6 protein-coding genes are annotated in these 7402 nt (G+C 43.9%); 3 read left to right on the forward strand and 3 right to left on the reverse strand.

What is annotated here, in order from left to right; all coding sequences use genetic code 11:
- The first annotated feature begins 33 nt into the window (after nt 1–33).
- Together B3763_RS00320 and B3763_RS00325 are read left to right on the forward strand one after the other, a co-directional pair.
- On the forward strand, nt 34–3120 hold the full coding sequence (locus tag B3763_RS00320; protein WP_286742415.1) for an AsmA family protein: 3087 nt from the start codon (nt 34–36) through the stop codon (nt 3118–3120).
- A 138-nt stretch (nt 3121–3258) separates the two neighbouring features.
- A complete protein-coding gene (locus tag B3763_RS00325) occupies nt 3259–3480 on the forward strand; it encodes a hypothetical protein (protein WP_189629180.1) in 222 nt (73 codons plus the stop codon).
- Here the strand turns inward: B3763_RS00325 and purE are convergent.
- The 3 genes from purE to B3763_RS00340 are packed head-to-tail and all read right to left on the reverse strand — an operon-like array spanning nt 3477 to nt 6975.
- On the reverse strand, nt 3477–3983 hold the full coding sequence (gene purE, locus B3763_RS00330; protein WP_286742418.1) for a 5-(carboxyamino)imidazole ribonucleotide mutase: 507 nt from the start codon (nt 3981–3983) through the stop codon (nt 3477–3479). The genes B3763_RS00325 and purE overlap by 4 nt on opposite strands.
- On the reverse strand, nt 3980–5116 hold the full coding sequence (locus B3763_RS00335; protein ID WP_286742421.1) for a 5-(carboxyamino)imidazole ribonucleotide synthase: 1137 nt from the start codon (nt 5114–5116) through the stop codon (nt 3980–3982). The genes purE and B3763_RS00335 overlap by 4 nt, the downstream gene beginning before the upstream one ends.
- Before the next feature lie 56 nt (nt 5117–5172).
- On the reverse strand, nt 5173–6975 hold the full coding sequence (locus B3763_RS00340) for a MutS-related protein (protein WP_286742424.1): 1803 nt from the start codon (nt 6973–6975) through the stop codon (nt 5173–5175).
- 239 nt (nt 6976–7214) lie between these two features.
- Here B3763_RS00340 and B3763_RS00345 point away from each other — a divergent pair.
- Nucleotides 7215–7402, forward strand: a 188-nt coding sequence (locus B3763_RS00345) for a sigma factor (protein WP_286742425.1), incomplete at its 3' end; no start/stop codon positions are given.

A 7402-nucleotide genomic window follows, 5' to 3' on the forward strand; every position in this document is an offset into this window, starting at 1 on the left:
GCTAAATTGCTTTCGCGTTATTAAGGTTGAATTATGAAGAAGGTTTTTAAGATTCTGTTGGGTTTTATTTTAGTGCTTTTTGTGGCCCTGCTACTCGTTCCGGTCTTTTTTAAAGATAAAATTAAGGCACTCATCATTAGTGAGTTTGAGAAAAATACGGAGGCCACACTATATTTTGATGACTTTAACCTTTCCCTACTAAGGAACTTCCCTGATTTCACTCTTTCACTATCTGATATGGGCATTATTGGAAAAGGAGTCTTTGATCAGGATACACTCTTCAAAGTACAAGAGCTTTCTGCCACTGTCAATCTTAAAGAAGTAATGTTCGGAGAAAGCATAAGCCTTAAGTCTATAATGGCCGATGGTGCCGACATTACCATCATTGTTTTAGAAGATGGTACGGCCAACTACGACATCGCAAAGGCAACTACGGAGGAAATTCCAGCTGAAGAAACAGGCGATGGTGAAGGAGTTACTTTTGGTTTGCGCTCCATTACCATCAGTAATAGTGAGTTTGTTTACTTTGATCAGGGCCTATCTTACTTTATGCAGCTGGCGGATATTAACGTGAAAGGCGAGGGCGATTTTGCCAATGATATTTTCGACCTGAAGACCACCGGAACGATTGGAGATGTTGAGGTTACCTATGAAGGAATAGACTACTTGCATAACAAGTCGGTCGATCTGGATGTGGTTCTTTCTATGGATTTGCCAAACTCTACCTATACCTTCAAAGACAATGTGCTCAAAGTAAATACATTTCCCATTTCGGCCAGTGGCTCGTTTTCTATGTTAGAAGATGGCTACGGAATGGATCTCTCCTTTGCTTCTCCCGGAGCCGAATTCAAACAACTTCTATCTCTCGTGCCGGCTGTATATTCCAATTCTTTCAACGAATTAGAGGCTACAGGAAGACTTAATTTCGATGGCGAGCTGAAAGGTGTTTACAATGAAAGTAGCATGCCGGCCTTTCATTTCAATTTGGCTATTGACAACGGCTATTTTCATTATCCCGATTTGCCCGATGCCATAAAGAACGTTAAGGTAAAACTTGGTGTAAGCAACCCTGACGGGGTTGTCGAGAATACCCGAGTAGATCTGGAAACATTGCATTTGGAAATGGGGTCGAACCCGTTAGATGCCTCGCTGGTGGTTGAAAACCTGAAAGACTACCGAATGAAGGCTTCTGTAGACGGGCAACTTAATTTGGCTGAAATTGGAAGATATTACCCCATGAAAGGCTATGAGCTAAGGGGGCTACTCTCTATTAAAGCCGATGCTTCGGGTATTTACGATAGTCTGAAAAAGCAAGTCCCGCTAATGGATATTGGCTTGAGCCTGGAAAATGGCTACATCAAGACACCAGAGGTGCCTGCGCCTGTGGAAAAATTAGTGCTTTTAGCCGGTGTTACCAACAAGACAGGCAAACTGGCGGATACCGAAATAAAAGTCGACAACCTCTCATTACAAATGGATGGTCAGGAGTTTGTGGCTCAGATGAAACTAGAAAATCCGGATAATTTTAAATGGGATGTGAGATCTTCAGGTTCACTGGATTTAGAGAAATTAATGGCGCTTTATCCTATGGAAGGGATGAAGCTGAAAGGGAAGATTGAAACCGATTTGCAAAGTAGTGGCCGAATGAGCGATTTGCAGGCCGAGCGCTACAGTAGCTTGCCTACTTCGGGCCAAATAATACTTACCGGTTTTGCCTATGAAGGCGAGGGGATAGAGCAGGAAATTAGTATTAGCAGCGCAGAGGCTCGCTTCGACAATAACTCCATTGCATTGACCAATTATGTTGGCAAAGCCGGCTCTACCAGTTATAGCATGAGTGGTAAGCTGGAGAATTTTCTTGGTTTTGCCCTAAATCATGAAGTCTTGTCCGGTAGACTTAATGTAGAAGCCGACAGGCTGGATGTGAATGAATGGATGACAGAAAGCGGAGAAGAAGAGCAAACTACATCGGGCGATGAACCTCTTGAAGTTGTGCGAATTCCGGAAAACGTACTATTCAATCTCACAGCCAAAGTAGGTCAGGTAAAGTACAACAGCCTTAACCTGAACAACATGGTGGGACAAATTGAAGTCAAAAATGGTGCGATTAGCCTAAAAAATTCAGGCTTCAACGCACTTAATGGAACAGTAACGGCCAATGGTCTGTACGATAGCAAACCCGCCAAACCTGTCTTCGATTTCAAGTTCGGAGCCGCAGGAATTTCCATTCCATCTTCATTTCAAAGTGTAGATATGGTGCAAAAACTGGCTCCCGTTACCGAGAAAATGACAGGGCAGTTCTCCACGGACTTCTCTATTAAGGGAGCCTTAGGTGCCGATATGATGCCCGATTATTCTACTTTGACAGGAGAGGGGCTTATTCAGGTTTTACAGGCAAGTTTGGGCGAATCGGAAGTATTAGCGGGTTTGGCTTCTGTAACCAAGCTTGGCGATATTGGAGCTGCCACGCTAGAGCGAGTGAAGATGAGTGCTGAAATTAAAGACGGACGCTTGCATGTAAAGCCCTTCGATGTAAACCTGGGACAGTATAAAACAACCATATCGGGCAGTACGGGTATCGATGGCTCCATAGACTATGTTTTGCGTATGAATGTGCCGGCCGGTAAGGTGGGAGCACAACTTAATAGTCTGGTGTCGTCTCTTACCGGAGGCAATAACCCTTTGGGAGGCGATAACCTAATACTCAATGTGGGAATGGCAGGCCAGTTTGCAAAACCTCAGTTTACACTAAAGAGTATTGCCTCTTCCAATGGTAAAACCGTTGAAAATACGGTGAAAGAAGCGGTAGCCGATAAAGTGGCAGAGAAGAAGGAGGAGGTAAAAAAAGAGGTTCAGAATAAAGTAGATGTAGCTAAAGATTCGGCCAAGAATGTGATCGAAGCAAAAAAAGATACCTTGAAGGCCAAGGCCGATAGCCTGTTGCAGGTGAAAAAGGATAGCCTGGCCAGATTGACTGCCGGAAAGTTAGGGGTTGAAAAGGACTCCGTAGATAAAAAGCTTGAAGATGTAAGGGAGAAAGCCAAAGGAGTGTTAGAAGGTATTCTCAAGAAAAAGAAGAAAGATAATAAAGACAATAAGGGAGGCGGAGACAACCGCTAAGACGACCTTCAGTAGATAAAAGTTACAACCTAAAGTTAGAGTTGACGGAAGCTTAATATTGGCTTTCGTCAACTTAACAAAATCTTAAATAGCTCATTATCAATCTTATTCCATAAAACTGTTATGCTTGCATAATAAATGGAAAAGGTAAACCCACATATAGACTTAGGCACCGGTTATGTGCTCATATCACGGCTTCCGTTCGATCAGGCCATTAAAATCAGAGAGTTTTTGCCCGAGTCGAGCACGCTTTCATTCAACACAGCCGAGGGCTTTGTTAGCGATGCCCTCGAATACAGCTTGTATGAATATTGGTATGACTTTCATCATACCTCGCCCGAGCCGGAGTTCGATTTTTAGGCCTTCCAGCCGTTTTTGGATACAGCACTAATGCTCTCCTCTACTTTAGCCTTGAGGTTTTCTTTGTATGTATCAAGTTTGTTGGCAACGTCTTGGTCAAAGGCACCGACAATTTGGGCTGCTAAAATACCTGCGTTTTTTGCCCCATCCAGGGCCACCGTAGCCACAGGTACTCCTCCCGGCATCTGAAGAATGGAAAGTACAGAATCCCATCCATCGATGGAGTTACTTGATTTTACAGGCACCCCAATAACAGGCAAAGTGGTAAGTGAGGCAACCATTCCTGGCAAGTGGGCTGCTCCTCCTGCTCCTGCAATAATAGCCTTAAGTCCTTTCTGGCGAGCTGCTTTGGCGTAATCGAACATACGTTCTGGTGTTCGGTGGGCCGAAACAATGGTGAGTTCGAACGATACACCCAGTTCTTCTAATACCTGAGCAGCATCTCGCATTACCCTCAGGTCTGACTGGCTGCCCATTATTATTCCTACTTGTGGTTGGCTCATGCTTTTACTTTTAAGGTGCTTTTCACGAAGTTAACGGTTTGTTTTAGTTGGTCAATGTTGTGGTTAGCCACGGTTATATGCCCCATCTTTCGAAAAGGTTTGGTTAATTTTTTTCCGTATAGGTGCACATGCACACCGTTTTTGGCCAGCACTTGCTCCATACCTTCATAGCGAGCCTCTCCACTGTAGCCATCTTCTCCCAACAGGTTTACCATGGCCGAAGGAATGAGAGTGTCTGTGTTGCCAAGGGGCCAGTTTAGTATGGCTCTGAGGTGCTGTTCGAATTGTGAAGTGACATTGCCCTCGATAGTCTGATGGCCACTGTTATGAGTTCGTGGTGCTATTTCATTAACCAACAGATGGCCTTCTTTGGTAAGAAACATTTCAATGGCCAAAAGACCAACCATATCTAATTTTTCTATGAGCTCCTTAGCGAGTTGTTGAGCTTGGTCTTCAATTTCAGGGCTAATGGAAGCAGGTGAAAATAAGTATTCTACCAAGTTGTGTTCCGGATGAAAGACCATTTCCACCGTAGGGAATGTTTGCACCTGCCCGGCCTCGTTGCGGGCAACAATTACCGCTAACTCTTTATCGAAATCGACCAGTTTTTCTACAAAGCCGGGAGCATCAAAAGCCTTCCCTAAAGCATCTTCTGTACGAATAACCTGTACACCACGCCCATCGTATCCGCCAGTGGCCAGTTTGTTCACAAATGGCAAAAAATCTTTCTTTTGGGCTACTTCGGCTGCTCCTGAAACTTCTTGAAATTCCGCAGTAGGGATGCCATTGGCGGCATAAAATTTTTTCTGATGTAGCTTGTTTTGAATAAGCTCTATAACCCTCGGTTGAGGAAATACCTTCTTTCCCTGCTTTTCCAGTTCGCTGAGCGCTTGCGTGTTTACATTTTCAATTTCTATGGTCAACAGGTCTTTGTCCTGGCCAAAAGCCATTACCCGCTCATAGTCGGTTAATGAACCGGTTTCAAAGCTTGTAGCTATGCATTTGCAGGGAGCATTAGGGTCAGGGTCAAGTACGTGAATGTCCAGGTTGAAGTCAATAGCCGATTGAATCATCATTCGGCCCAATTGCCCGCCACCAAGAACTCCAATTTTTAGATTTGAATCGAAGGCCATGATATTTTTAGAAATGAGCCCAAAAATAAGTAATTCAACCCAAAGCAAAGACTGTTTTAAGCATCTACCTCAATACCCATAAGCTGCATTAGTTTGGTCGCATTAAAACTTTTGCAAATGCCCGGAGTCAGCCTGTAGTCAAAGTGTATTTGGTTGCCCGAAATGGTGCTGTTAAAGCTATAGTTTTTTACCCCCTGGAGTTCGTTGGTCATGTTGCCCAATACAATGTCGTGAGTAGAAACAAAACCAAAGGCATTTTGCCTGTTCAATTGTTTGATAAGAGCTGTTGCACCTCTGTGACGGTCGTCTGAATTGGTACCCTTCAATACTTCATCGATCATAAAAAGAGTGGGTCTGTCATCATCAATTTGACCCAATAGTTGCTTCAACCTTTTCAGTTCGGCATAAAATGAAGAAACACTTTCTTCCAGATCGTCTTGGGTGCGCATGCTTGTAAACACCTTTAGCTCGCCAATTTCCATGGCTTTGGCGCATACTGGTGCACCGGCCAAAGCCAAAACACTATTTAGGCCAACAGTTCTTAAAAAGGTACTTTTTCCACTCATGTTAGAGCCTGTAATTAGGCAAATTCCCCCGCGACCGGTAAATTCAAAGTTATTACTCACTCGCTTGCCCGGGTTAATGAGCGGGTGTCCCAGGTCGGTCGCTTTAATGGTACAGGCTTCTTTAGAAAGTACAGGGAAGCAATAGTCGGGGTTAGCATAGCCAAAAGCAGCCATGCTCATAAGAGCGTCAAACTCACCAATTATGCTAAACCAGGATTCGAGGTTGGCCTTATTCTCTTTTTTCCAACGGCTTATTTTAAGGTACCAGTATATGTCTAGCAGTAAAGTAAGGTTAAAGAGCAAATAAAGCAGATTGGAGCGGTTTTGCAGGTTGTCCAGAATGTTCGACAATTCACGCAGGGTTTTGGAAGCCCTTTGGTTGTTTCCGGTTAGGTCATGTTTAAGTTGACTAAGTAACGGGCTATTAAAGCTATGGCTTTCAATGAGTGCTATTTGTTCTTTTAGTGATCGCAATGACCGATAACCGTTTTCCGTTTGTCTGGTAATATCGAGGAGTTGACGAAACACAGTACCCAAAACCGCAATATTCACAAAAATGAGAAGGGCAGGTAGCCCTATGGACACAAGGCCGGCTGCGCTGACTACAATGGAGGCCAATGTGGCTGTGGCCAGTACCGGCAACAGCACTTTGTACAGACCAAAGTTAGAACGCTGCTGCTCGGTGTTAAGCCAGTTGATTAGCTGCTGTACCTGAGCAGCCTCCGGTAGTTTTTCTGACAAGCCCTCCGCCTGAAATTGCTGACGAAGGTCTATGGCGGGAGCTAATTCCTGAATAGCCACCTGCCGGTTGTTTATGGTTTTAGAAGTGGCGTGTGTGCTTAGCCAGCCTGCCAGTGTTTTGCTTCCATAAACCGAAGAGGTTCGATTGATAAGCTGATACAACGAGTGACGACCGAAAATATCCAGATCGATGTGGTATGGATGGTTGGGTTCAAAGAATATAGCACCATCGTCCAGATGTGAAAACTCAAAACGCATTCGGCTCAGTTCGTCCGAATTTATATCAACCAGATTGTCGAGTAGCCGCAATTCTCTTTTCAGCCCTTCGTGCTTTTTTAGGAGATAGAGGTAGAGAACTACAAAAGCAAGGCTTATATATACCATTACCTCTGCATGGCCCCGATCAGCCAGGTACACAAAGCCAATCAAATAGAGTATAAAACTGCCGATTCTTAACCAAGAGTAGGTCGATGCTTTCTTTTTAATGAGTTGTTGCCTGCTCTGAAACTTTTCTAGCCTGTTCTGAAAAACAGTTTGCGGTGTTTCTTTCAACGTATTTTGTGTTTTAGACTTGGAGTTACGTATAAAGTAATGGCTAAGTTGAAGCCTGATTGGCTTACTAAGCACTTTCAGCTTGCAATTAGTAAAAACTTTATAAATTCAACCCCAACGAGAAACTACCAAGAGTGTCCACAAGCGAAAGTAAGTTGTTAGAATCCTTTTCAAAGGGAGATAAGTCAGCCTTCGAAAATCTTTTCAAAGAATACTACGAACCTACTTGCAGGTACGTAATGCGCATTGTTAGAGACCAGGATACTGCCGAGGAAATTGTGCAGGCAACATTTGTTAATCTTTGGGAGAAGCGGGAGATGATTCGTTCGGACATCAGCTTTCGTTCCTACTTGTTTAGAGCAGCCTACAATACTGCTCTTAATTACATTAAGCACAAGAAGGTAGTGGCTCGGCACGTAGCCAGTAA

This window comes from Roseivirga sp. UBA1976 (genome assembly GCF_002336325.1).
GTDB lineage: Bacteria > Bacteroidota > Bacteroidia > Cytophagales > Cyclobacteriaceae > Roseivirga > Roseivirga thermotolerans.

Bases quoted from the DNA above. Each gene is read 5' to 3' on its own strand.
- B3763_RS00335 (WP_286742421.1), bottom strand. From the start codon at position 5,116: ATGGCCTTCGATTCAAATCTAAAAATTGGAGTTCTTGGTGGCGGGCAA.
- B3763_RS00325 (WP_189629180.1), top strand. From the start codon at position 3,259: ATGGAAAAGGTAAACCCACATATAGACTTAGGCACCGGTTATGTGCTC.
- purE (WP_286742418.1), bottom strand. From the start codon at position 3,983: ATGAGCCAACCACAAGTAGGAATAATAATGGGCAGCCAGTCAGACCTG.
- B3763_RS00320 (WP_286742415.1), top strand. From the start codon at position 34: ATGAAGAAGGTTTTTAAGATTCTGTTGGGTTTTATTTTAGTGCTTTTT.